Consider the following 22,748-nt stretch of genomic DNA (forward strand, 5'->3'; position numbering starts at 1 on the left):
ATGGATGAATGAAAGAAATTGCAACGCATCAGTTTTCTCTTTCCTGACTTTTATAAAACTCATCAATTACTTATTTGTAGATGGATATACCCAGAATTAATATTCTGAATATTCAGCTCGAAAAATATCAATTTACTTTATCTAACAATTATGTAAAACTATAACCAAGCTGAATTCTTCTTTAAAACTTTCCCCTAATAAAGATTTAAAGACAATTCTGTTTTTATTCGAACTTAAGAAAGAAGCCAATTCCTATACAAATTGGCTTCTTTCTTATGAATTCACGCTACAACGTGAATTCATACTCTTTTTCATCTATAATCTTACCACATCATCAACATTTTTACGATATTTTTTCCGATAATTCAGACAAAATAGCTCGTTTTGATGAAAGGTATTTTTGTAAAAGTCTATCCTCTGTAATTTTTTAAATGCGTAAATTAAAGAAGGAGCCTTATCTGTAGTCAGAACCGTTGGTTCTCCATAAGTTCGAACCAGTCTTTTCATAAAAGCATATGCCGCTTGTGTCTCTCTCTTTTTACGCAGTTGAATATCAAGCGTTTGCCCCTCTTTGTCAATGGCACGATATAAATAACACCATTGTCCTTTTACTTTAATATAGGTTTCATCGACTCTCCATGAGTCATTTATTGATTTAAGGTGATATCGTATTTTCTCTTCTAATTGAGGCCCATATTGATGAACCCAGCGCATAATCGTTGTGTGAGTAATGGATAAACCTCTTTCCTCCATCATTTCCACCAGGTTACGAAAGCTCAAATTGTACCGTAGATACCACCTTACTGTTAATAAGATGAGTTCCGGCTGATAATGCTTCCATTTAAAAAAATTTTCCTTTTCCATACTGATCACACACCTTTTCTAGAGTAGTAATATCAGTATATCCAAGTTTAAAAGATTTTTTTGCACCAGAACCTCCAAAATTATCTTTTGTAGTTGAAGTTTTCCAAATAATAAGTTACATTTTTAAAGTTCAAGCAACTTTATGACAATACAAAAAGGGGAGAAATATTGTTATTATGCCAAAAATGAAATGGAAGAACTATGTATGTTATTTTGTTATTCTTGTACTTCTTGGAACAGCAGTAACAGTCAAACCAGCTATCTCTAAAGCTGAGGAATCTGATGTTAATATTACATTATTGGGTACTGCAGATATTCATGGTAGATTTATGCCTTGGGATTATGCGCTTGATGGTGCAAATATGAGTGGAAGTTTAACGCAGCTTTATACGGTTATAAAGAAGGTACGTCAAGAAAATCCAAATACCATATTATTAGATGCCGGGGATACAATTCAAGGAAACTCAGTAGAATTATTCAATGATAAGCCACAATCTCCAATGATGGTAGCGATGAACGCAATGGGATACGATGCTTGGGCATTTGGAAATCATGAATTCAACTTTGGATTAGATACATTGAAAAAAGTTAGTGAGCAATATAAGGGAAAGACGTTAGCAGGAAATATTTATAAGGAGAATGGAGAGCGTTTTCTTCCTGCATATACGATTGTTGAAAAAGGTGGAATTGAAGTTGGGATTATTGGCATGAATACACCAATGATTAGTGATTTTGAAAAAGGGACAGATCATTTGGCTGGTTTAGTGGTGAAAAATCCAGTAGAAGAGACAAAAAAGGTAATTAAAGAATTAGAAGGTAAAGTAGATGTAATGGTAGGGGTTATGCATATGGGACTAGAAAATGAGAATGGAATCCCTGGTACTGGGGTTCAAGATATTGCGAATGCTTGTCCGGAAATAAGTGCTATTTTTGCAGCTCATATGCATAAACTTGTTAAAAAAGAAGTTGTAAATGGTGTTATTATTACAGAACCAGATAAATATGGAACGCATATCTCACGTATTGACCTTACTTTTACAAAGCAAGATGGGAAGCTGGTTTTAAAAGATAAAACAGCTACCGCTTTACCTGTAAAAAATGCTGATGGAACAACGGTATTATCTGATCCTACACTTGAAGCAACACTAACACCTTTTCACGAGTATGCGAGAGGAGATGCAAATGTTGTAGTCGCTCAATTAAAGGGTAGAAATCTTGTTCCTGAAAATGAAATAAAGGGTATTCCAAGTGTGCAAATTCAAGAGACACCTTTATCAGATTTTTTTCATGAAGTCATGCTCTATTACAGCAAAGCAGATGTAGTAGCCCATCAAATTGATAACGATTATGCCCGTTTGGATGTAGGTCCTATTAAGAAGAAAGATATTGCATATAATTACCAATATGCTTTGGGAGAAATTACAGTATATAAGATAACTGGGAAAGATTTAAAAGACTACATGGAATGGGCGGCAGGGTATTTTAACTCATCTCGTGCCGGAGATGTAACAATTAGCTTTGATAAAACCCGCCGTGCGTCTAAATACAGTACGAACGATTTCTTTGGAGGCGTAAAATACGAAATTGACTTAACAAAACCATATGGAAGTAGAATTACAAATTTACGATCTATTCGTACAAATAAACCAATCAAAATGAGCAATGTTATGACGCTGGGAATGAATGCATATAGAATGGAGGCTCTTCAGGCAAAAGGGGGAGCTTTAGAGGGACGTAAGTTTGAACAAATTTGGTCATCTAAACAAGAGAATGCATTCGGAGAAACAGGTGGAACCATTCGTAACCTTGCTATTACATATTTAAAAGAGGTAAAGAATGGTGTATACACGCCAAAAGTTATGCATAATTGGAAAATTACCGGTGTAGATACACATTCTTCAGAGCATAAGGCTGTAGTGGATCTTGTAAATAAAGGAATTTTAGAAATTCCAAAAACAGAAGATGGAAAATATACAAATATAGCATCTATAAATACTAAAGATTCAATTACAAAAGAAGAGATTGTAGCACTCTCTCAAAAAGCTAATATGAATCCGAATCAGTTTAATCATGTAAAAACAAAAGGTGAATTTTACAAAAAACTTAATAGGATTATTAAAAAAATATAAGAAAAATCTGGTTCTGGTGCAAAAAAATCTCTTAAACTTGGATATACTTGTAGCTTTAAAATAAAGTTTGATTAAATTATTACTAATAACCTTGATATAAAGACAAGTCTAAAGAGCATGTTTTGATCAATCTTTTTTCAAAACATGCTCTTATTTAATGTACTCGATTCATTTCTTTATAAAAAAGTTTGATAATTTTATTGGGTCTGTTGCAAAGTTTTTTACACATAGAGACATGGGAAGATTGTGGTCAAATTTTATGAAACCGATAATAAATTCTGTAATTCGTTATACGTCGAAAAGACGGAGTCTGATTGAAGACTTCGTCTTTGTTTGTATATGGCATGAAGCGTTTCTATCCCTTTTATCGTACGTGAGGCATGACGAAGACTTTGAAATCCTAAGGAACGAGCGAAACGGCAAGCGGGTACACTCCGCTTGCCGTTTTTTCATAGCCTCGTATGTATTTGAATTCCTTTCGCTTTCTCTTCTTCACCCTTCACGCGTACAATTAAATCATATGATCCGGATTTTGGCGCTTCAAAAGAAAGCAAACCTTCTTTTTGAGAAGTGACTTCTTCTTCATAAATGACCTTATCGTCTTTTGTGACTTGCAATAAAATCGTACCTTCTTCAACGGCTGCCTCATAAGGAATTTCCACATTTCCTTTTTCAGCTTTAATCGTTTGCACATCGTGATACCCTTGCAGGGAGCCAATTTTTAAAGTCGTTTCGCCATTTTTTTGAACCTTTGTGACTTTTGTTGCTGTATTGCATGCGCTTAACAATACAACAAGAGTGAGAATGAGAAATGAACGTAGCAATTTCATAGAGATTCCCCTTTCTTTTTTATCATGATAAAATTTTACCATTGCGGTAACTATTTTATCATTTTTTGATAAGCCAACATACTCATCAAAATTAAAAATTGTTATTTACTGATAACCTGTATGACATCCGCATCCTGTCAGCCTAATAAACTCCCGTAAATTTACTTAATCTACATTTCTTTTTGTAAATTTTAATACAGATTCTCTTGAACGTTCGATTTCATTTTTATTTTCATTATAGAACTTTGACACAAACCTTAATATCATCATTTGTTTTTGAAATGACTGATACATTTTTTCAATAATCCGTAATGCTATCGCAATTGCCATAACCGCATTCTTTTTCTGATAATAATACCAATCATTAGCTAACATCATTTGAGCCTTTATCACCTTATCGCTCATTACTTCACTCTTTAAATACTTCCACTCAATAATTTCCCTTTGCTCAATATGGGGTACCACCCCACATCCATCAACTTAAGAAAACAAATCCACCCCAAAACGAAAAAAGTGAACTTAATTGTCATGAATAAATGTGGCGTGAAAAATGTTGTTATGGGTATATTTCGAAATCTTAGAGAGAATAAAAAAAGATATTGTCATATTCTTAAATCTGTAATATAATGAATTTATAGAATTCTCAATATTCAGATATTTAAAGAGGAGGAATTATTATGGCAATCGCAATTGCAGTTTTATCATTTTTAGGTGGAGTAATTCCGTTAGTAACAACCCTATTAAAAGCATTCATGTAATCTTTACTTCTTTACAATGAATTATTATCTTACAAATGATCTGTTTATCAAAGCTAAATTGATGCACAGATCATTTGTGTGAGTCTAAATAGTAAAAAGGCTTATTTTCCTCACAAGGACTAAGTCTTTTTTATGATTTCTTGTGAAAAATATACAAATTTACTTCTTCTCAAAATACACAGCTAGAATCATAGCACTCTCAATATGTTCATGAATTATATGTAATAATAACATGAGTTTCATTTTATTATAGTTAATTAATCCCAAATATAAATATAGGTCATTAAGTAAGAATGCCTCATTCTTCTCTATTTACCTATATCTATATTTTTACTAATTTATTATGATATCGACATTGATTTAAAGTGTTTTACACGAAATAAACAAGTGGGATTTTTTGGTTGATACAAGAGTAATAAACGATTTTGTTTTCGTAATTCACAAAATTTTCAAAATCAAAATCTTTAAATGTTAATATTTGTTATATAATAAACCTATCAAGAAACATCCCTATGTTTTTCTAATATGCCTGTTAAGATAGTTTGTGTTACCCTTTTTGTCACCTTACCTTAAAAAGAACTTGTAGTGATTCCTACAAGTTCTTTTTGTTTTTTAACTTATAAAACCTACAATAGATCTTTAAAAATCTAAAAATTTTATTTGAAGTCAAAGTTTATATAAACTTAGTTTGATGAGCATAGGAAGACACTCTAAAATAAACATTTTTTGTAATTTCAATCATTTTGGGTTCTGGTGCGAAAACTTCAAGATAATTGCAAGTAATCTCTAAATCTTGGGCATACTGATACTATTACTCTAAAAAGGTGCGTGATCAGTATGGAAAAGCGAAATTTATTCAAGTGGAAGCATTATCATCATAATATTATTTTGCAAACAGTAAGATGGTACCTACGGGGCAACTTGTTTTACTGGACAAGTCTGTCCAAAATCAAGTGAAGTTCATCCATCAACTATTTGGAATTGCTGCTTAAGACTAGATTCCACTAGGAAACTTTTCGCCTCTTTATATCTTTCCTAAGTATTTGCACCAGAACCCCCAGAATCGTTTCCGTACCCCATATATACATAATTACTTTTCGATCTACAGCAAGAACCCTATGATTAAACCTATGTTAGGATTTAAATCTTTTTACACAGCTAAATCCACGATTTCTGGTATTGAAGCGATACATATGATAAAAAACAGAAACTTATTTTACGGGATCAGTCTGTTCAAAATCAGAATATCTTTATCAATCAATTATTTGGATTAGCTGGATAAAGGATGATTCCGTTAGGAATTTACCCTCCCTTTCATTTTCCGTTATATATTTGCACCAAAACCCTTTGATATCATATTCCTCTTTAATTAGATAAGAAAGAATAACGTCTTTTTTCATTTCAAGGAAATTTCTTTTTGTTAGCGTAATAACGATGTAATTCTATCCCTCTATCAAGTTTAAAGCTTCACTTCGAAGTGCACTATTATCTTTAAATATTCCTTTATATGAGGAAGTTATAGTCATTGAACCAGGTTTTTTCACACCTCTCATTGTCATACACATATGCTCAGCTTCAATTACAACAATTACTCCTTTTGGCTCTAAAGTTTCAAAAATTACATTTGCTAATTCATTGGTTATTCTTTCCTGCAACTGTGGTCTTTTGCATATGGTTTCTAAAGCTCTAGCTAATTTGCTTAACCCAGTTACTTTTCCATTATTGGGAATATAACCTATGTGGGCCCTTCCAAAAAAAGGTACCAAATGATGTTCACACATAGAATAGAACGGAATATCTTTAACTAATACCAATTCTTCATGATTTTCATTAAATATTTTTAACAAATGTTCAGAAGGGTTTTGACCTAAGCCTTGAAAAACTTCCTTATACATTTTTGCTACTCGCTTTGGGGTTTCCAAAATACCTTCCCTATTAATATCTTCTCCAATTGCTTCAAGAATCATTTTTACTGCTACTTCAATTTTGTCAGTATCTATTTCTACACTTTGGATTGTTTTTAAGCTCATATATTATTTCCACCTTATTAATTTATTCATAAAATGCTCTTATTTATACGCCTCGTTTATTTCCCCATACTAAAGCATGAAGTTGAGGTAATACTTTCGCATCATTCATTTCTTTACACTGTACAGCTTTTTCAATCAACCGTTCATATTTCTGTAATAAGTTTTTAATAAGCGCTGCATCATCCACCGTTTTCGTATCATCGTTCCCAACTTGTAAGAAAAATGGTACTTGCGGATATCGCTTGTGCACCTTTACTGCATATTCAAAATCATAATCTTCAAATACGACTACTTTTAAACTAAAATCTTTTCTTACTAATTTATGAATAATAGAATCTAGCATCGTAAAATCTGTTTTCATCTTCGAACTTGGTGGTTTAGGCGAAATCGTCACTTCATCAATTTGAAGTAACCATTCTTGCCACTTACTCCCTTGCGTCTCAATCGCTGTACGAATTCCATTCTCTTTTAATACAGTAAGAAGAAACTGAATATTTTTCAGCAAAACGGGATTCCCACCTGAAATTGTAACGTGAGAAAAATTTTCTCCACCAATTTCAACAAGTTCATTCCAAATTTCTTCTGGCGCCATTTGTCTAATTTGTTCTTTTGTTGAGCCATCCCATGTAAAGGCTGAATCGCACCAAGAACAGCTATAGTCACAACCTGCTGTGCGAATGAACATCGTTTTTTGCCCGATAACCATTCCTTCTCCTTGAATGGTTGGACCAAATATCTCCAAAACAGGAATCTTACTCATCGAGTATCCACTCCCGTCTTACTTCTGCATAACTCGTTGGTGTTTCAAAGAGACGTACGAATTCGACACGAGCTCCTTTATATTCTTCTGCTCGATTCCCTTTTGTTAATGCTTCCGCCATCTTTTCATAAATCCAGACGACCATATTTTCCGCAGTCGTATTCATCACTGGTAATGTTTCATTTAAATAGCGATGATCCAAATAAATCTCTATTTCGTTTTTCCAAATTTCTTTTATATCTCCAAAGTCAATTGCAAGTCCAATGTCATTTACATATCCACTAATACCAAATACAACTTTGTATGTATGACCATGTAAATTTTTACATTTCCCTTCATAACAGTGCAAATGGTGTGCTGCATCAAATGTAAATTCCTTGCTGACCATTACTCTTTTATTATGGTATTTTAATTGCTCACGCTGAATATCCTTGTCCATTTTTTGCAAATTTTCTACAATGCGAAATCCGAAAAAGTTTTCCATTATTCATTCCCTCCTTCGCGTTCTTGTAGATACGTATCTAAACCTGCTTTACGAAGTTGGCACGCTGGACATTCACCGCAACCATTACCAATGATTCCGTTATAACATGTTAAAGTTTTTTCTCTAACAAACTCGAATGCTCCAAGTTCATCTGCTATTTTCCATGTCTCTGCTTTATCAATCCACATAAGTGGTGTATGAATGACAAACGGATAATCCATTGATAAATTTAATGTAACGTTTAACGATTTCACAAACACATCACGGCAATCTGGATAACCACTAAAATCAGTTTCACATACACCTGTTACGATATGGTGTGCCCCAACTTGTTTTGCTAATACAGCAGCAAATGATAAGAATAGTAAATTTCGCCCATCTACAAATGTCGATGGTAATTCACCTTCTTCGTGTGTAATCTCCATATCTGTTCTTGTTAACGCATTTGGAGCTAGCTGATTTAGTAGGCTCATATCTAGCACTGTATGTTTAATGCCAAGCTCGTTCACAATTTCCGCTGCACAATCAATTTCTAACTTATGACGTTGATTGTAGTTAAATGTTACAGCTTCCACCTCCGCAAACTGTTGCATTGCCCAAAATAAACATGTTGTGCTATCTTGCCCACCACTAAAAACAACTATTGCTTTATCATTAGAGTACATTTTATTCTCCCCTTAACTACTTGCACTGTTATAATATCTTAAGGCAAACTTCCAAAAATAAATTGAAATAATAAAAAATCCACTAGAATAACCCATTAACACGAATACATCGTTTAGTTCTAATCGACCAATTAAAGCATAAGTTGGAATATTACTAACAATAACAATAGGAAAAACAAATAAAAAAACAAATCGACTTATTCCTTTATATAAGGAAGATGGGTATCTAAGTAATGTCATAGTACCAAGAAATAACTCATGCATACCTTCAACTTTGGTTAACCATATAGATAAAGTCATTAAAATATACCACAGAGAATACGAGAGTAAAATCCCTAAAAACAATAGACCCAAGAAAGAAAATCCATTTACAATACTAACACTCTCTCCCTTTTGTAATAATGCATAACTAATTAACAGTACGGCTGGTAAACAGTTCCCTAAATTCCCTAAATCAAGCTTTCTTAATGAAACTAGAAACTGACTATTAATAGGTTTAAACAATATATGATCTAAACTTCCTTGGTTAACTAAACCCGGTATATACGGTAGATTATTAATAAAAAGAGTAAACATCAAAGATTTTATCAACTCACTTGTTCCAATTAGCAAATAAATATCATTTGTATTCCAACCATTAATATTACCAAAACTATCAAATATACTATTAAAAAATATTAATGTAACAATGAACCAAACAACGCTATCTAATATATTTAAAAAAAAGTTAACTCTATACATCATAATATTACTTAAATTAATTTTAAGAATTGCTTTTAACATTTTTAAATATCTAATCATATTTATGCACCAACAGATTCATATTTATTTAACCCCTTCTTCCAAAGTACTCTAATAAGGACATAGAAAACTAAAGACCATATCACTTGTAAAATTAATCCATTTACAATTTCAGTGCCACTTAAATTTCCTAAATATACATTTACCGGAAAGTGAATCAAGTATGAAAAAGGTAAAAACTGAGTTATTGTATTTAACGGGGCTGGTAAAAATTCAAGCGGAATAAGCGATCCAGATAATAATTCTAATACTATATCTACAGTAAAGAAAAAGGATGATATCTCTACAAAGTAAAATGAGAAGAGTGATATCAAATAATAAATCATATAATATAGTATTAATGCTCCTACTATTGAAAGAATGAACAGGAAAGTATATTTTAAAGTAGGCAAAAGGAAATAATCCCTGTTCAGGAATATTATCGGTATTATCGGTATCACTGACATCAGTACCTGAATAATTTTGTTACCTAAATTATGACTAAACCAATATCCAAAATATGAAAATGGTTTTGTAAGATATTTTGATAATTCACCGGATTGTATTTCCTCATTTATCGACCAGTGCATTTCAGGAATTAGTAAAAGTTCAATTAACTTAGCAATTATTACATAAGTAATCATCATTTCAAGAGTATAGCCTTGAATATTGTTTTGTGTTTCAAAGAGAGAATGCCACAATAGTATTAAAGCCACAAGCGGTATTAAACCAAAAATCATATATAATACAACATTCATGCGATACTGAAAAACCGCTTGAAATGAAAGCATCATTGGTTTTAAATACTTCTTCATACTGTTATTTTCACTCCAGTCGATTCCATTGAATAAATATCTTCAATGAGGTCTTGTGATGACATTTCAGTCAAATTGTAGTCAATAACATTGAATTCTTTTAATATGCTAGATATGGTCTCGTTCACTAGCTTATCTTGAATTTTTATTGTTACACTAAATTTATCCGATTCTTTAACTTCTCCATATTTCTTAAGATCTTGAGAATTTATTTCATTCTCAAAGCTAAGAGATATATATTTATAACTCTTAATTTCTTCTTTTATTTTTTTGAAATTGTTATTAAAAACAACTTCTCCATTCTTCAATATTATTAATTCTTCACATAACTCATATATATCTGGGAAATAATGGCTAGTCATTATAACTGTTGTATTTCTTTCTTTGCAATAATTCTTGAGAAAATTTCTAATATTCTTTTGAGCAAGAAAATCCAATCCAATAGTCGGTTCATCTAAAAATAATATCTTAGGTGAGTGTAAGATTGAAGCAATTAACTCACATTTCATTCTCTCTCCTAACGATAGATTCCTTACTGGCGATTTAAGAATTTCTGATACCCCAAGATTTTCAGCTAATTCATCTACATTCTTTCTAAACTCTGTATCAGACAGTTCATATATTTCTTTATGTAATAAAAATGTTTCGTAAGGGGAAAGATCCCACCATAACTGATTTTTTTGGCCTAAAACAACACCAATTGACTTTAAAAAATCTTTCTTCTTATTATGGGGGTTAAATCCATTTACCAAAATCCTCCCGGAAGTTGGTTTAATTAACCCAACCATTGCTTTCATTAAGGTAGACTTACCAGCACCATTCGCGCCAATAAGCCCTATTATTTTACCTTCTTTTATTTTGAATGACACATCACTTAAAGCAGTAACCTTGACCTTTTCTCTTTTAAATAAACTCTTGAAAGAGTTTATTAATCCTTCTTCAATTTTTACTCTTTCAAAAGTTTTTGATACATTTTCAATTTCAATGATATCCATCTTCTCTCTCCTTCTTACTACTTACTTACCACTCTAAAAACTTCTGCAAATTGCACTCCTGCCTGCATACCTCTATAAGAATTTAACCCCAAAACTCCATCAACCAAATTTAATGTTTTAAGTTGTGATTCGTATTTTTTAATTGATGCTTTTTTCAGTTCAATAAACCTGGTAATATCTTTTACAACCTGATAGTTTTTCATGGGAGTCCATACTTCATACTGTAAACACATCCTTATATAAGGAGCACAATCCTCTTTTAAGAACCCTGATTGACACAGGAATATTGCTTCTGATACAACTTCATTTACTATTCGATGATCCCTATCACTTTCCATATCATGGGGGAAATAAATAAAATTAGGCTTATATAGAGAGATTTCGTGAATAATTTCTTCCACAAAATCTAAAGAATACACAAGTGATCTGTCTGGTTTCTTTAAAAATTTAACATTTTCTTTTTCTATCCCTAATGTATTACAAGCTTTTATACACTCGTTCTCTCTATTTGAAACAATTTCATTTAAATCCCCTACACCTCCAGATAAATCTCCTTTTGTAATTATTATTACTTTTATATGTTCACCCTTACTAATAGCTTGAGCAATTGTTCCACCACAGCCAATGACTTCATCGTCATGGTGTGGCGCTATAACTAAATGTTTTTTTACTATATCCTTCATTCAGCATCACCTTTATTGAACAGGTAAATCATTTACCTATTATTTTAATTAAAAATTATTTACTCTGGAGTCCCTATACTAACTGGATACATTTTATTTCCACTAGAAAAATATACTTTTTTAAGAACGTCTATTCGCACTGTATATCATTAAAATTCTACCCTTACTTCCTACATTCATACACCATAAATTCACTATTCCTCCCAAAAGGATTTTTATTGTAATCACCATAAAAATTTTTTATATTGAATCCTTCTATTTCTAAGAGATACTGCATTTCGGATGGTAAAGTATATTTTGCAAGAAATCTAAATTCTTTTTTACTTAAGAAATTATCTGCTATGTCATAAACCTCAAAATAACAAGTGGTTTCAATTATTTGCTTATAATGATCTGCTTTTACGACATCCCATGATTTAACTTTATAATTTTTAAAATTCTCCCCTTTAATAGGACCATTTCCTCCATCACTCACTCTCTTAGAATAAGGAAGAATAGTTGGAGGTGTAATAATATCGAAAACAAAAATCCCGCCTTCTTTTAATAGTAATTTAATATTTCTAAGAGCTAATTTTTGTTGTGACGATGTAAGTAAATATTCAAATACACCACCAGACATAAATATAAAATCAAATTTTCTTTCAGACTTAAAATCTGTAGCAGAAGAAACCTTAAATTCTATTTTATCCTTAATATTTGGCATCTCATCTAGCTTCTTACTAGCTTTTTCAATCATTCCTGCTGATATATCAACACTAGTTACATTAGCGCCTTTTTCAGCAAGAATAAAAGATAATCTACCAGTACCGCACCCCAAATCTAAAACTTCATCATTTGGTTTTACCAAACCACTGTAAAAATCAAAAATACCATCAGGTTCTGGGATGATAATGTCGTATAATTCAGAAATTTCATCGTATTGTTGCTGCATTGTTTTCCTCCTTAATGTATTTCTTTTTCATATCCCCTATAAAAGGCAATCTGCCAAAATATGAGATAGAAAGCAGTTAAATAACCGTATTTTTTCTTGATATACTTATATGAGTTAATAATCGACCTTAATTTATTTTTAGGTTCATAATAACCATTTTTTTGTTGTAAAACCCCACGTGCATGACCTATCCCATAATTAAATGAACTTTTCAAATCTTGCTTAATGCTTAACTCTGGATGAATAATTCTTGCATTATCATCATATAAAATCTTAAGACTTGCAGATTTAACTCTAATATCAAAATCATAATCCTCTGTCCAAGATAAATTCTCATCAAAATAATATCCATTTACCTTCGCTAAGATTCCTTTATTAAATGCCAATGGAGGTGAATATGCATTTTTTTTGCAAGTATGTATATGTCTTGCACGTGCAATGATTTTTCCAATTTTGCTGTTAAATGAAAACATCACTCTTCCTTTAGCTAAAGATCCTGCATCTAATAATTTATATAACTTATTGATGGTACCTGGCATAAAAACACAATCTGAATCCATAATTAACACATTATCTTTACTAGAAATTTCAATTCCATAATTATATGCTTTTGCTAAATTAGGTGTAGGTAATTCGCCAATTACTGCATCGCTAGAATAGGCGATTTTTTTTACTTCTTCGGTTGCACCATTTAAAACAACGACAACCTCTACATTTTCATCAATACTCTTTAAACACTTTTCTAATCTAATATCGTTATAAGCTGGTATTACAATTGATAGATTCAACATATCTACTCACCTTATTTAAACAATTATCCATACTACTCAGAACTTCATCTAAACAATAAAATTCCCCTGAATCCTTTAACTCGACTAATTTATCTTTATTATTTCTATATGTTTCTATATCTGGGGTTAAAAGAAAAGTAATTCCTAATTCCTTACAAATATCTTTAATTGCAGGAGCCATTGAATATTTTTTTACCGGTACACCATATTGTACTACTACATCGTATGAATTTGATTCTAGGTATCTCCTAATTCTTTGTATCAATACATCCCTATATTCTTTCATCAATTCTTCGTAAATTACTGGATCCTCAATATCTTCCATCCAATCGTATGCACAAAAAGTAGGGTTCATTTGGTATTCATATGGTATAACTCCCGCATTTGATAGAATAATTGGATGAACCATAGGGTATTTATTTGTAACTTGCCTAATTTTTTTACCAATATATGAAAAGTCATATGGTTTAGCCCAAGTACAAACTTGTAAAAAAGCAATTCTTTTCCCCTGAGGCTTTTCGTAATAATCCCCACAAAAATATTCCTGCCATGTATTGAACTCTTCATGCTGAATATACTTTGAGCAAGCTCCTCGTTTAAAAATTGTTTCCTCTTTTATTAAATCTAATAGTATATATTCTGGGTAGTTAGGATAACTTTTTTTATTAAGTAACAAATCCTCTATCATTCCATCTTTTAGATTAGAATAATTTCTATTTCTCAAAATCTCTCCTCCTTTATTTAATAATCAAAAATGAACCTAATAAAAGGGCATCCACCTCTGATCCATAAAATGACCTAATAGCATCACTTGGGTTACAAATAATTGGTTCTTTTCCTACATTAAACGATGTATTCATAACTGCAGGAATTCCTGTTTTCTGGTAAAAGTTGCGGATTGTTTCATAATAATCAGAATTCATATCCCTAGTAACTACTTGAGCCCTTGTTGATCCATCAACATGAACAATTGCTGGAACTAAATGATGTACCTCTTTTTTAACAGTAGAATTTAACAGCATATAAGGGTTATTTATTTTTTCTTCTAATACTACAGAAGCGTTTTCATCTATGATGCTAGGAGCCAATGGTCTCCATTGCTCTCTTTTCTTAATAGTATTTACTTTATTTAACATATCCCTCCTCTGAGGGCTAGCTATTATGCTTCTATTTCCTAAAGCTCTAGGGCCGAATTCCATCTTTCCAGAAAATCTTCCTATTACCTTATTTTGAATTAATAACTCGGAGCATTTATCATATTTGTTAGAGCCTAATTCTATATATGATAGATTATATTTTTTTAGTATATTTAAGATACTAGAATCAGGAAATTCCGGACCAGAATATACATGATCTTCAGTGAACTTAGGCGTTATACCATTTTTGGCAAGAAACCATGAAGCTGCTCCAATACTTACCCCACTATCTGAAGCACCTGGTTGAATGTACAAACTATCCACTTCTGGTAAATCAGCTATCATTCTATTCGCTATACAATTTAATGCTACTCCTCCCGAAAGACACAAATTATCTATTCCAGTTAGATTAATAGCTTTTTTTACAAGCTTAACAATTGCTCTTTCCAAGGCTGCCTGACCTGAGGCTGCAATATTTTTATATCCCATTACCGATGAATCCATTAATAATATTGAATCTATTGGATTATATTCATACTTAATATAATTAGGAGCAATCTTTGTTATACTATTAATAACTTTTATCCAATCTTTTAATACCGAAAAATATTTACCATTCATACTAACTGTATTTTTATTTGGTTTCAAAGGGTTTTCCAGTATATCAGGAAATTCAAATATTTCTTCCCCATATGAAGATAGGCCCATTAACTTCCCTTCATTATGCCTCCCTAAACCTGAAAATACAGTTAATGCTTCATAAAAAATACCTAAAGAATGTTCCAGCGGGTATTTTTCTAGTACTTCTATTTTATTACCTTTTCCTTTTGCTATCGTTATTGACTCTTCTTCTCCACTCCCATCAATAACTATTAGGGTAGCTTCATTGAATCCCGAACTAAAAAACGCACCAGAAGCATGTGCCAAATGATGAGAACACATATGAATTTGGGGATCTTTATCTCTCTTAAAAATTCCCTTCGGAAAAACCTTTTCAAGACAATCTTCTTTGTTAAGCTTCTTTGAATACTTCTCAAAATATAATTGCTCTACATCCCAACCCATAACAATATGATCTACTTCATTTGGAGTAATTTCAGCTTCCTTTAAACAATAAGCTATTGAATTATATGGAATTTTATCTAATGCCTTTTTTTGACGAATAAATCTTTCTTCTTCAGCTGCAGCTATTAATTTACCATTATAAAATAAACACGCACTTGCATCATGAATATCAAAGTCCCACCCATTGACTCCTAAAACATACATTATTTTACCTCGCAGTTATTTTATATTTTTCTTCTAATCTCATAATATTCTTGCGGAAAGAGGGTTGGTTTATCTATTAATCGTACAAAAACTAACATGTCTGTTTGAATATACAAATTATGATATGTACCTTTAGAAAAACCAATGCTATCTAAGTCCTTTTTTATTAATTCTTCATCAATGTAAGGCTCTTCAGCCACTTTATAAGAACTTAAATCGTGAATAATTTCTTTTAAATAAAAACCTAAAGATGTCAAAAAATTCTGCAAATAAACCGCCCTATTACCTAATCTTTTAACACTTATATTTAAAAAAATTAAATCACCCTTTTGACCTTTTAATAATTCATTAGCTCTATTTAACCACAAATCTAACCCTCTACCATCATCTATAGGGTCACAATGTATTGCATCATACTTATTCCTTAAATCTTCCATAACTTCATTTCTAACATCAAAATTATAAAACTTAATATCATCGTTTGTATATTTCAAATATTCAATCATCTCTTCGTCAATATCTCCTACATCTATTTCTCTGTTTTTATATTGTTTAAGGGCTAAACTTGTATAATCATCATCTCCACAAAAAAAGATATTTTTATTAGACGATAACTCTTGATTTATTATTTCAGCTCTCCTCAACGAACTATCCCAAGTAGCTTTAAATTGAGCATATTTTTTTTTGTTTATTTTATTCTCATATCCTGTATTACGAAGAGGGGTTGGTTCATATAAAATACTACTTGTTAACTCTTGTGAAAACCTTATTTTATTTTCTATAATTTCAACTAAATTTCTTTCTTTTAATACTTTTAATAATCTTAAAGCCAAACTTAAAGTCCCAGTTATTTTGACTAGATCATCTAAAGTATCTACAGTATTAATGGACTTCCAAATTATAAATTCGAATTGTTTTTCACTAATTTCATACCATTTTTTCCAAAAATTCAAAAGTACCCCTCTGTTTTTTAATTTTGGTACTTTATCTAACTCTTCTTCATAGTCTAATTCAATAAATCTTTCATATAATAAAATAATCTTATTTTCTTTCATTCTGTATACCCTACCTTAAAAAAAGTTACATATACAGTTAAACTGCATATGTAACCTCCTTATTTTAAAACTTAACCTAATGTCTTGCCTGCACGAATTAGTAAATCCTCTTCATCTAATTCAAGATCTTCAAGCTCTAACATTTCTTCATGAATATATTCCTTTTCCATTTCACATTCCCCCCTTATATAGATAATTGTGTAATTCAAATATTTGCAACAGAGCTGCACCACCAATACTACCATAGAAATAGAATTTTCTGATTAATAAAAATTTTATATTTGTGGATAAAATTCATTCAGAAAATTAAGTAAAATTTTTCCTGATAAAACAATACCAGGAATAATTATGGGTATTTTTATTATCATAATTTATATATTGAGATTTTTTAAAAAACCTAGTATAGAGCCCTTTTTTAGAAATTTTTGTCGATTTTTTTATTTATAAATTTTTCGAAAAATATTTATTTTTGGGATTATTAGGGGGTTTTGTGCTAACAAATACCAGTGAATTATCATAAAAATAGAATGAAATGGAGGCGTTATTATGGGTTCTGGTGCAAATATATGAAGAAGAACGCGGATAATAGTATATTCCTAGTGAAATCGTATTTTATGCTATAAGTCCAAACACTTGGTGGATGAACTCTTTTTGATTTTGGATAGACTGATTCCGTAAATCAATCTGTCCCTTTTTTATCATATGCATGGCTTCAACACCACTCAATATAGAAGTTGCAGTTTTAAATGACTCTATTATTTTTCAAACAACTTTATTATTCGTGAACACGTATTTTTTTTCACTTTAAGAAGATTTCTTTTTGTTAGCTTGATAGCGATGTGGCGGTACCCCATGCCAATCAAACTAAAGCGAAATTGTATCCATAATACGAAAAACACCTCCATTAAAATCATAACTGATACTTACGATTTAGAGAGGTGTTTTTTATTGTCTCTTTCTCATGGGGCACTCCAATAGGAAAGGATGACGTATTTTTTCATTTTAGGGAGGATTTTGTTTTATTAGCTTAATAGCATTGGGTTGTCAACGAAATCCCGAAAACTCCCAATTTTTTTAGAGTAAGTTGGAAGTTTTTGAACCAGAATGGTATATTTATAAAAACTATGACAAAATTTATTCGTTTTTCCTTTTTGCCTACTTGCTAAATTCAGCAAGTAAAATATTTTTAAAACAATCAGGACTGTTAGCTTTACCCATACTGTTCAAATTGACGGCCAACGTATGCTTGCCTCCAAGTGTACCCCCAGCAAGAGTAACAAACCCTGGAATGCTACCTGTGTGTCCCCATATCGAGACACCGTTTGGAAGCTTAGTTTCATAGATTCCAAGACCATATCCGCCGATTTCAGCACTTCCTGTTGGAACTGTAGTAAGCATTTGTTTTAATTGCTGTTCCTTCAGTAATTTGCCACTGAGTAAGTAAGAGAAGAATTTGTTTAAGTCGTCAGCAGTAGAAATCATATCTCCAGCCGAGCTAGCTATACTTGGGTTATAATAAGTAACGTCTTTTAGCTCACTTGCTCCGTCTGGTTGGAAATATCCACGGGCATGCTTGGTGCCTGGAATAACACTTGAATTGCCAGGTAGGAATGTATTCGACAATTCAAGCGGTTCAATAATCCGATTTTCAATCTCTTCCGCATAGCTGTTCCCGGTTACTTTTTCAATAAGGATACCCAGTAATACGTATCCTGTGTCTGAATAAGACCAGCCCTTTCCTGGGGCAAAGTCTGGAGGCAGAGAAAGCCCAATCTTCACTATTTCTTCAGCGGTATATGTTTTTTTGGTATTCATCATATCAGCGTCTTTTGACCTTAAGTATTCAGCGATACCACTTGTATGGTTCAATATCTGCCGGATAGTAATCTGGTTACCATCATATCCGTTTCCTTGAATGACACCAGGCAACCATTTTTCGATGGAGTCGTCTAGATTCAGGCGGTTCTCTCCAGCTAATTGAAGTACAACTGTTGCGGTGAACGTCTTCGTCACGCTGCCAATGCGAAAGCGAAAATCTGTTTTCATTGGTTTCTTGGTGCTCAGATTCGCTACCCCAGCGGCATAACCCCACGTTTTTCCATCCTCGGAAGTTTTAGCAAGTATCCCCGGGATTCCAAGTTGCAATGTATCCCGCATTGCTTGCTTGACGGAATTACGATCTCGTTGAGTGCTTGTTTGTAAGGAACTAGATACATTTTGAGTGGACTCTGCTTTTACAATTGAGGTTGGTGTTGTGTATAACAGGGAACTTCCAGCTATTAAAAGGGCCAGACTTGCACATGTAATTTGACTACGTGTTTTCATAATGAATTCCTCTCCTCTATTCATATTGTATAGGTGGTTGCTTGCTGTTTCATACTAACCACACAGCTATCATCTCTACCAATGACAAAAGGTCAACATTAAATTTGTGATCATCTTCATAATGATTATTTTTACAAACGCTATTCTGTCCTAACAAACGGTAAATCCCTCTTTTTTCACATGTATGTTAACCCCAGAAATCACTTCTTTTCCTTGAAACACTCTTGTTAACTGGTTTTTTTCATATATAAGTCATATCTGTTCCGCCTTTCATGCTTCTTTATATTTTGATCATACACAATGAAAATCTCTTTTTCCTTATCTATTCCTTACAAATCCCTTACGTTCAAAATAGCTTCTATAATAGGGTAGAAGGAGTATCTGTGCCTGAAAGTTCAAAGTATTTTCCAATAAATATATGAATCAAAAAGAAACACAGAAGTTTTTCACTTCTATGTTTCTTTTTTTCGTCCTTTAAATATTAAAGATTTGGTTTACTCTTAACAGGGTGAATTCCGGCTCTTTTCTAATGTAATTTTTCTTCTTGCGATACAACATAAATGACATTGTGCTGCATGAAACACTCCTAACGTTGTTAAAATCACTTGTTTCTAAGTGGGGTCACTATATCACGGAGTTTATAATGATATGTAAATGTAAACTAATATTCAAAAGTTCACTTTCATTTATGGTATTAAAAAAGATCCTAATTAAGGATCTTTTTTTGTCTATTATAAATTATTTAATTATAAAGTTTAAAATCCCTATAATTATACATGCAATTCCGGCTAAAAATTGTCCTATTCCAGTGATTTTGTCTAAAAATGTTTCATATTTTTTAGTACTATATATACCCCATAATACTAAGAGTACTCCAAAAAGTATAAATGATAGTTTTAAAATCATCTTATAATTACCTCTGCCTATTATATTTTTTCTATGTATGTATTTCTTATACCTTTATTATTACATTGAAATAATAGTTGTACTATCTAATAACCTTACATAAAGATGACAGTTTTGTAAGATTTCTTTCATAAGTAAAAAATAAACTTTTTGGTATTATTAACGTCTGTGTCCCTTGTCATCAAACGTCCATGTTTTACCATCTATTTGAACAGTGGTATTTTGGTGAATTGATCCATCCTCTTTAGCATAATACCTAAAATATCCATATTGACCATGATGCGTTTCATAATCACCATTGAACCATCCTATCTTGGCTGCTCCAGAATCATCGAAGCGATACCATTTACCATCTATTTCTTGCCACCCTGTCTGCTTTACGCCTTTATCATCATAATGGTATATCTTACCATTCGCTTTCTCAAACCCTATCATCATAGCTTGTCCGTCATTATTAAAATAATATCTTTTTCCTTCAATGGTTTCATGACCATCTAAAGTATAGTGTATGCCATCTTTAAAGCGGTATTTTTTTCCTTCAATTTCCTTCCAACCAGAATAGGAATCCCCTTCTTCTAAGCTGTAATATACGATTGCAGCCTGCTTCTGTAATCTGAAGTTGCTGCCCCGATCTTAAGTTGTGAATCTCACTTTTCCCATTTGGATAGAGAACTTTAATCGATTTAGTAAAATTCTCATCATCTTTCGTATGATGCACAGAAATATTAAATTCCCCCGATTTAAAGTTAGGAGCTCTGTAAGATACATTCTCTGCATATGGACCCGCGTAATTAGTTAGGTCAGCACCCCCCCACCTCTTCGCCAACTGCTTCATAAATATCTTTCGCTGCTCCTAATGAAGTAATAGTCACGTCCAGCACTTAGCTATAAACCCTACACTTATTTTTGCGCTTGCCTGGTTCTCTGCAACAGGAGCTACAGAAAAAAGAATACCTAATGCCGCTGTGGCAGGAATCACTTTTTTTCCAAATCCACTTATTTTAAATGTTTTTTTCATTTTTGTTTTCCTTCCTTAGTAAGATTTAGATTTCTTAAACACAATACTGTAAAATAATAAGCACCGAGAAATTATCATAACTTCTTTTTGTCTTTTCATTCATCACGTTGTTCTTCACTCTTTGTTTATACCTTTTATTACCGACTTATCTAAAATAGGTGCCGGGAAATTCATTTTATTTTAAATATTTTTCATCTCCCTTTCATAAAGGTTACAAAAGTCTTGCAACGGTTGTGTTATATTACGCAAACTGTAATAAATAGAAATATTAAACATTAATAAGTGGGAGAAAATATAATAAATTAGAAGTATTTATGGAGAAGAACAACATAAAAACCCCGCTTTTTTTAAGAGGATCAGGACATCTGAGCGCGTTTGAGAGCTTTTTCTGCCACATGCGAGGGTTAAAACAAAGAAAGAACTTGAGTTCAAGTCATCTCTTCTTCTGCATATCAAAAACTTATATGTAAAAAAATGAAAATGGATTTATATAGGTAAGAGGTAACAAAATAACATAACAATATAATAATATATAAAACAAAAATTTTATTCATTACACTAAAAATGACATGGAATATGAATTCCATGTCATTTTTCAAAGTGATTTCGAAAATAAGGGGGAAAGGGATTGCTCAAGCTTATTTTTCTAGCACATCTGAGCCAATTAATTTTAAATCCTATGTTTTAATTGCACTTGTTGAGGTAAATGAAACTATAAAACATAAGATTATACTGTACATTGCTTATACTTTTTACTTCTGAGTTAAAATAAAATCAACTTTGCTTTATTCATCTTATTATATATCCCTTTCAATTTGCTTTCATAAATGTTACAAAAGTCTTGCAATCATCTTATTTCTTTGCTGATGTAACGGGGAAGAGTAAACCAAAATTCACTCCCCTGTTTAGCGCCTGAACGATCTCGTACACCAATTTCGCCTTTGTGCATTTCAATTAATGATTGTGCAATGGCTAATCCAAGTCCAGATCCCCCAGATTGTGAGCTTCTTGATGAATCTGTTCTAAAAAAGCGTTCAAATATGCGCAGTTGATCACTATAAACAATGCCTTCTCCTTCATCACGTACAATGAATTGAACGTGATGCTTCTACTTATTTTCCTCTACAATTAACTCAATCGTTCCAGACACTGGAGAATATCGAATTGCATTATGTAACAAATTACTGATAACCCGTGCTATCTTACAAGGCATAATCCAGAGCTTAGGCAATGTATCAGAAACTTGGAATTGCAAATAGATCTGTTTTTCTTCTAATAAAATAGAATGTGAATCTAGTACTTCTAATAGAATACGATCCATATGTGTGAAACTTGGATAAAAATCTTCTTGTCCAAGTTCTAACTTAGAAAGATCAATACGTGTATTCGATTTGATACGCGAGATATAATAGGGGTCACCATATCACTATCAACTTAAGAGATTTTAATAACTATAAGTACAAAAAACGGTATCCTGTCTAATAATCTAGCTTGCTTAGAAAGAATAACGTTTTTACTTTTTAG

The 22,748-nt window shown here is 32.0% G+C and carries 18 protein-coding genes and 9 pseudogenes; 4 read left to right on the plus strand and 23 right to left on the minus strand.

Going from position 1 to position 22,748, the window contains the following annotated elements; all coding sequences use genetic code 11:
* Positions 1-387: 387 nt before the first annotated feature.
* Positions 388-864: pseudogene (locus ORL93_RS05040) on the minus strand (IS6 family transposase); the annotation flags it as partial.
* Positions 865-1,040: 176 nt separating this feature from the next.
* Here ORL93_RS05040 and ORL93_RS05045 point away from each other — a divergent pair.
* Entirely contained in the window at positions 1,041-2,993 is a 1,953-nt protein-coding gene (locus ORL93_RS05045; protein ID WP_265958743.1) for a bifunctional metallophosphatase/5'-nucleotidase, read from the plus strand.
* Positions 2,994-3,250: 257 nt separating this feature from the next.
* Here the strand turns inward: ORL93_RS05045 and ORL93_RS05050 are convergent.
* The 3 genes and pseudogenes from ORL93_RS05050 to ORL93_RS05060 all read right to left on the minus strand — a co-directional run.
* Positions 3,251-3,412, minus strand: a pseudogene (locus ORL93_RS05050) (IS6 family transposase); the annotation flags it as partial.
* Positions 3,413-3,442: 30 nt separating this feature from the next.
* Positions 3,443-3,823 (minus strand): BA_1872 family lipoprotein, encoded by a 381-nt coding sequence (locus tag ORL93_RS05055; protein WP_265958744.1) that lies wholly within the window; start codon positions 3,821-3,823, stop codon positions 3,443-3,445.
* 165 nt (positions 3,824-3,988) lie between these two features.
* Positions 3,989-4,228 carry a hypothetical protein gene (locus tag ORL93_RS05060; protein WP_265958745.1) on the minus strand — a complete coding sequence of 80 codons (240 nt, stop codon included), beginning with the start codon at positions 4,226-4,228 and terminating at the stop codon, positions 3,989-3,991.
* Positions 4,229-5,409: 1,181 nt separating this feature from the next.
* Between ORL93_RS05060 and ORL93_RS05065 the strand changes: the two are divergent.
* The 3 pseudogenes from ORL93_RS05065 to ORL93_RS05070 form a co-directional block, all read left to right on the plus strand.
* Positions 5,410-5,511, plus strand: a pseudogene (locus ORL93_RS05065) (IS6 family transposase); the annotation flags it as partial.
* A pseudogene (locus ORL93_RS31480) lies at positions 5,484-5,573 on the plus strand (IS6 family transposase); the annotation flags it as partial. The pseudogenes ORL93_RS05065 and ORL93_RS31480, both read left to right, overlap by 28 nt.
* Before the next feature lie 129 nt (positions 5,574-5,702).
* Positions 5,703-5,863 (plus strand): annotated as a pseudogene (locus tag ORL93_RS05070) (IS6 family transposase); the annotation flags it as partial.
* A 160-nt stretch (positions 5,864-6,023) separates the two neighbouring features.
* Here ORL93_RS05070 and folE read toward each other — a convergent pair.
* The 19 genes and pseudogenes from folE to ORL93_RS05165 form a co-directional block, all read right to left on the minus strand.
* Positions 6,024-6,611: a GTP cyclohydrolase I FolE gene (gene folE, locus ORL93_RS05075; RefSeq protein WP_003203751.1), complete on the minus strand. Its 588-nt coding sequence runs from the start codon at positions 6,609-6,611 to the stop codon at positions 6,024-6,026.
* Positions 6,612-6,654: 43 nt separating this feature from the next.
* Positions 6,655-7,371: a 7-carboxy-7-deazaguanine synthase QueE gene (gene queE / locus ORL93_RS05080; RefSeq protein WP_033796907.1), complete on the minus strand. Its 717-nt coding sequence runs from the start codon at positions 7,369-7,371 to the stop codon at positions 6,655-6,657.
* Entirely contained in the window at positions 7,364-7,855 is a 492-nt protein-coding gene (gene queD / locus ORL93_RS05085; RefSeq protein ID WP_000426941.1) for a 6-carboxytetrahydropterin synthase QueD, read from the minus strand. The genes queE and queD overlap by 8 nt, the downstream gene beginning before the upstream one ends.
* On the minus strand, positions 7,855-8,520 hold the full coding sequence (queC, locus tag ORL93_RS05090) for a 7-cyano-7-deazaguanine synthase QueC (protein ID WP_097795070.1): 666 nt from the start codon (positions 8,518-8,520) through the stop codon (positions 7,855-7,857). The genes queD and queC overlap by 1 nt, the downstream gene beginning before the upstream one ends.
* A gap of 12 nt (positions 8,521-8,532) precedes the next feature.
* The gene (locus ORL93_RS05095; RefSeq protein WP_265958749.1) at positions 8,533-9,321 is read right to left on the minus strand and encodes an ABC transporter permease; all 789 of its coding nucleotides are present in this window, start codon (positions 9,319-9,321) and stop codon (positions 8,533-8,535) included.
* Between the two features lie 2 nt (positions 9,322-9,323).
* A complete protein-coding gene (locus tag ORL93_RS05100) occupies positions 9,324-10,115 on the minus strand; it encodes an ABC transporter permease (protein WP_018782253.1) in 792 nt (263 codons plus the stop codon).
* A complete protein-coding gene (locus ORL93_RS05105) occupies positions 10,112-11,110 on the minus strand; it encodes an ABC transporter ATP-binding protein (RefSeq protein WP_265958750.1) in 999 nt (332 codons plus the stop codon). Before ORL93_RS05105 ends, ORL93_RS05100 begins: the two co-directional genes overlap by 4 nt.
* A 17-nt stretch (positions 11,111-11,127) precedes the next feature.
* Positions 11,128-11,793, minus strand: a complete 666-nt coding sequence (locus tag ORL93_RS05110) for a PIG-L deacetylase family protein (protein WP_003203739.1) — start codon at positions 11,791-11,793, stop codon at positions 11,128-11,130.
* A gap of 163 nt (positions 11,794-11,956) precedes the next feature.
* Entirely contained in the window at positions 11,957-12,724 is a 768-nt protein-coding gene (locus ORL93_RS05115; protein ID WP_265958752.1) for a class I SAM-dependent methyltransferase, read from the minus strand.
* 11 nt (positions 12,725-12,735) lie between these two features.
* Positions 12,736-13,515: a glycosyltransferase family 2 protein gene (locus ORL93_RS05120; protein WP_033796905.1), complete on the minus strand. Its 780-nt coding sequence runs from the start codon at positions 13,513-13,515 to the stop codon at positions 12,736-12,738.
* Positions 13,481-14,239 carry a DUF5591 domain-containing protein gene (locus ORL93_RS05125; RefSeq protein ID WP_097795074.1) on the minus strand — a complete coding sequence of 253 codons (759 nt, stop codon included), beginning with the start codon at positions 14,237-14,239 and terminating at the stop codon, positions 13,481-13,483. The genes ORL93_RS05120 and ORL93_RS05125 overlap by 35 nt, the downstream gene beginning before the upstream one ends.
* 13 nt (positions 14,240-14,252) lie before the next feature.
* Positions 14,253-15,920 carry a carbamoyltransferase family protein gene (locus tag ORL93_RS05130; protein ID WP_265958754.1) on the minus strand — a complete coding sequence of 556 codons (1,668 nt, stop codon included), beginning with the start codon at positions 15,918-15,920 and terminating at the stop codon, positions 14,253-14,255.
* 20 nt (positions 15,921-15,940) lie between these two features.
* The gene (locus ORL93_RS05135; protein ID WP_265958755.1) at positions 15,941-16,975 is read right to left on the minus strand and encodes a class I SAM-dependent methyltransferase; all 1,035 of its coding nucleotides are present in this window, start codon (positions 16,973-16,975) and stop codon (positions 15,941-15,943) included.
* Between the two features lie 612 nt (positions 16,976-17,587).
* Positions 17,588-17,728: pseudogene (locus tag ORL93_RS05140) on the minus strand (IS6 family transposase); the annotation flags it as partial.
* 402 nt (positions 17,729-18,130) lie between these two features.
* Positions 18,131-19,300 carry a serine hydrolase domain-containing protein gene (locus ORL93_RS05145; RefSeq protein WP_265958756.1) on the minus strand — a complete coding sequence of 390 codons (1,170 nt, stop codon included), beginning with the start codon at positions 19,298-19,300 and terminating at the stop codon, positions 18,131-18,133.
* Between the two features lie 1,065 nt (positions 19,301-20,365).
* On the minus strand, positions 20,366-20,644 hold the full coding sequence (locus ORL93_RS05150; protein WP_265958757.1) for a hypothetical protein: 279 nt from the start codon (positions 20,642-20,644) through the stop codon (positions 20,366-20,368).
* A gap of 3 nt (positions 20,645-20,647) precedes the next feature.
* Positions 20,648-20,800, minus strand: a pseudogene (locus tag ORL93_RS31235) (hypothetical protein); the annotation flags it as partial.
* 4 nt (positions 20,801-20,804) lie between these two features.
* Positions 20,805-21,224, minus strand: a pseudogene (locus ORL93_RS31485) (cell wall-binding protein); the annotation flags it as partial.
* Positions 21,225-22,071: 847 nt separating this feature from the next.
* Positions 22,072-22,611, minus strand: a pseudogene (locus ORL93_RS05165) (sensor histidine kinase); the annotation flags it as partial.
* Positions 22,612-22,748 lie beyond the last annotated feature (137 nt).

It is taken from the genome of Bacillus sp. DHT2, from assembly GCF_026241455.1.
GTDB classification, from domain to species: Bacteria; Bacillota; Bacilli; order Bacillales; family Bacillaceae_G; genus Bacillus_A; species Bacillus_A pseudomycoides.

Coding starts and splice junctions, on each gene's coding strand:
- ORL93_RS05045 (WP_265958743.1), top strand. CDS start 1,041: ATGCCAAAAATGAAATGGAAGAACTATGTATGTTATTTTGTTATTCTT.
- ORL93_RS05055 (WP_265958744.1), bottom strand. CDS start 3,823: ATGAAATTGCTACGTTCATTTCTCATTCTCACTCTTGTTGTATTGTTA.
- ORL93_RS05060 (WP_265958745.1), bottom strand. CDS start 4,228: ATGAGCGATAAGGTGATAAAGGCTCAAATGATGTTAGCTAATGATTGG.
- folE (WP_003203751.1), bottom strand. CDS start 6,611: ATGAGCTTAAAAACAATCCAAAGTGTAGAAATAGATACTGACAAAATT.
- queE (WP_033796907.1), bottom strand. CDS start 7,371: ATGAGTAAGATTCCTGTTTTGGAGATATTTGGTCCAACCATTCAAGGA.
- queD (WP_000426941.1), bottom strand. CDS start 7,855: ATGGAAAACTTTTTCGGATTTCGCATTGTAGAAAATTTGCAAAAAATG.
- queC (WP_097795070.1), bottom strand. CDS start 8,520: ATGTACTCTAATGATAAAGCAATAGTTGTTTTTAGTGGTGGGCAAGAT.
- ORL93_RS05095 (WP_265958749.1), bottom strand. CDS start 9,321: ATGATTAGATATTTAAAAATGTTAAAAGCAATTCTTAAAATTAATTTA.
- ORL93_RS05100 (WP_018782253.1), bottom strand. CDS start 10,115: ATGAAGAAGTATTTAAAACCAATGATGCTTTCATTTCAAGCGGTTTTT.
- ORL93_RS05105 (WP_265958750.1), bottom strand. CDS start 11,110: ATGGATATCATTGAAATTGAAAATGTATCAAAAACTTTTGAAAGAGTA.
- ORL93_RS05110 (WP_003203739.1), bottom strand. CDS start 11,793: ATGAAGGATATAGTAAAAAAACATTTAGTTATAGCGCCACACCATGAC.
- ORL93_RS05115 (WP_265958752.1), bottom strand. CDS start 12,724: ATGCAGCAACAATACGATGAAATTTCTGAATTATACGACATTATCATC.
- ORL93_RS05120 (WP_033796905.1), bottom strand. CDS start 13,515: ATGTTGAATCTATCAATTGTAATACCAGCTTATAACGATATTAGATTA.
- ORL93_RS05130 (WP_265958754.1), bottom strand. CDS start 15,920: ATGTATGTTTTAGGAGTCAATGGGTGGGACTTTGATATTCATGATGCA.
- ORL93_RS05135 (WP_265958755.1), bottom strand. CDS start 16,975: ATGAAAGAAAATAAGATTATTTTATTATATGAAAGATTTATTGAATTA.
- ORL93_RS05145 (WP_265958756.1), bottom strand. CDS start 19,300: ATGAAAACACGTAGTCAAATTACATGTGCAAGTCTGGCCCTTTTAATA.
- ORL93_RS05150 (WP_265958757.1), bottom strand. CDS start 20,644: ATGATGATAGGGTTTGAGAAAGCGAATGGTAAGATATACCATTATGAT.